Raw genomic sequence first — 1,533 nt, 5'->3', positions numbered from 1 at the left:
GATGTGCGGTGGGATCGGTTTGTGCCGTCGTTTACGGCGTTGCGGCCGTCTCGACTGTTCACCGAAATCCCCGAAGCCCGGTCGGCGATCGAGGCGGCGGCCCGCGCGGAAACCGCTCCCACCGATCAGGCCTCCACACTCCGCCAGCGGCTGGCCGCGCTGACGCCGACGGAGGTCGAGGCGTCCCTTCTGGACCTCGTGCGGTCCCAGGTCGCCTCGGTGCTCGGGCACGCCACCGTCGAGGCGGTGGCACCCGACCGGGCGTTCCAACGCCTCGGCTTCGATTCGCTCACCGCCGTCGAGCTGCGCAACCGGCTGACCGCCGAAACGGGCCTCGCCCTGCCCTCCACCCTCGTCTTCGACCACCCGACGCCGGCCGCCCTCGTCGCCTTCATCCGGGAGGCGGTGCTCGGCGCACCGGGTGACGCGCCGGCCGAGCGCCGGATCACCGCCGTGGACGACGACCCGATCGTGATCGTCGGGATGGGCTGCCGCCTCCCGGGCGGCGTCGGATCGCCGGACGAACTGTGGCAACTGCTCTGCGCCGAGGGCGACGGCATCTCCGAGTTCCCCCTCGACCGGGGCTGGGACGGCTTCCTCAGCGGCGGCCTCTCCGACACGTCCTTCGTCCGCAGGGGTGGCTTCGTCTACGACGCCGGTGAGTTCGACGCCGAGTTCTTCGGCATCTCGCCGCGCGAGGCCCTCGCCATGGACCCGCAGCAGCGGCTGCTGCTGGAGACCTCGTGGGAGGCTGTCGAGTCGGCGGGCATCGACCCCACCAGCCTGAGGGGCGGCGCCGTCGGCGTCTTCGCCGGCGCGAGCTTCCAGGGGTACGCCAGCGGTTCGGTGGGTCGCGCCCAGGAGGTCGGCGGGCACCTGCTCACCGGCAACGCCACCAGCGTGTTGTCGGGTCGGGTGGCGTACTCGTTCGGGTTCGAGGGGCCGGCGGTGACGGTGGACACCGCGTGTTCGTCGTCGCTCGTGGCGCTGCACCTCGCGGCGCAGGCGCTGCGGTCCGGCGAGTGCGACCTCGCGCTGGCCGGCGGCGTCACCGTGATGGCCTCACCGGCCACGTTCGCCGAGTTCTCCATCCAGGGCGGCCTGTCCGCCGACGGCCGGTGCAAGTCCTTCTCGGACGCGGCCGACGGCACCGGCTGGTCCGAGGGCGTCGGCATGCTGCTGGTGCAGCGGCTGTCGGACGCGCGGCGCGACGGCCGCCGGATCCTGGCGGTGGTACGGGGGACGGCCGTCAACCAGGATGGTGCGTCGAACGGGTTGACGGCGCCGAACGGTCCGTCGCAGCAGCGGGTGATCCGGCAGGCGCTGGCGTTCGCGGGTCTGTCGACGGCTGACGTGGACGTGGTGGAGGCGCACGGCACGGGTACGACGTTGGGTGATCCGATCGAGGCGCAGGCTCTGCTGGCGACGTATGGGCAGGGTCGGGATGTGCCGTTGTTGTTGGGGTCGGTGAAGTCGAACATCGGTCACACGCAGGCGGCTGCCGGGGTGGCGGGCATCATCAAGATGATCTTG

Annotated in this window: 1 protein-coding gene; it reads left to right on the top strand. The window is 71.9% G+C overall.

From position 1 onward, the window contains the following. Nucleotides 1–1,533, top strand: a 1,533-nt coding sequence (locus tag ACTMS2_RS29220; protein ID WP_441178258.1) for a beta-ketoacyl synthase N-terminal-like domain-containing protein, incomplete at both ends; no start/stop codon positions are given.

It is taken from the genome of Micromonospora sp. SD12 (assembly GCF_052068495.1).
GTDB classification, from domain to species: domain Bacteria; phylum Actinomycetota; class Actinomycetes; order Mycobacteriales; family Micromonosporaceae; genus Micromonospora; species Micromonospora echinofusca.
The sequence above is the reverse complement of the archived record's forward strand: the minus strand, read 5'-3'. Positions and strand labels throughout refer to the sequence as shown.